Here is a 235-nt window from a genome sequence, read left to right as displayed (position 1 = left end):
CCACCAGTGCCGCCTTTAATTCATAGAGAAACAGCGCCTTTAAACTGGAAATCATATCCTCTGAACTAAAAATGCTCTCCCCATTTAGTGTTGCGTCTACGATTTTATCCAGCGTAAAGTAATCAGAAATTCCCCCGGATAGACCGCTGGCATAATCAGAAAGCGAGTCAGTCTGCTTCTCATCGACGATTTTTTTCATCTGTTCCTTTAAAATTTCATCAAATTCCATAGTTTA

Annotated in this window: 1 protein-coding gene; it reads right to left on the bottom strand. The window is 40.0% G+C overall.

All coding sequences use genetic code 11. The features are described from left to right. Positions 1-199 (bottom strand): hypothetical protein (locus tag D1841_RS18600; RefSeq protein WP_166554427.1); only part of this gene is annotated, 199 nt, incomplete at its 3' end. Between the last annotated feature and the right edge of the window lie 36 nt (positions 200-235).

The organism is Neglectibacter sp. X4 (assembly GCF_009917365.1).
In the GTDB taxonomy this organism is placed as follows: domain Bacteria; phylum Bacillota; class Clostridia; order Oscillospirales; family Acutalibacteraceae; genus Acutalibacter.
The sequence above is the reverse complement of the archived record's forward strand: the minus strand, read 5'-3'. Positions and strand labels throughout refer to the sequence as shown.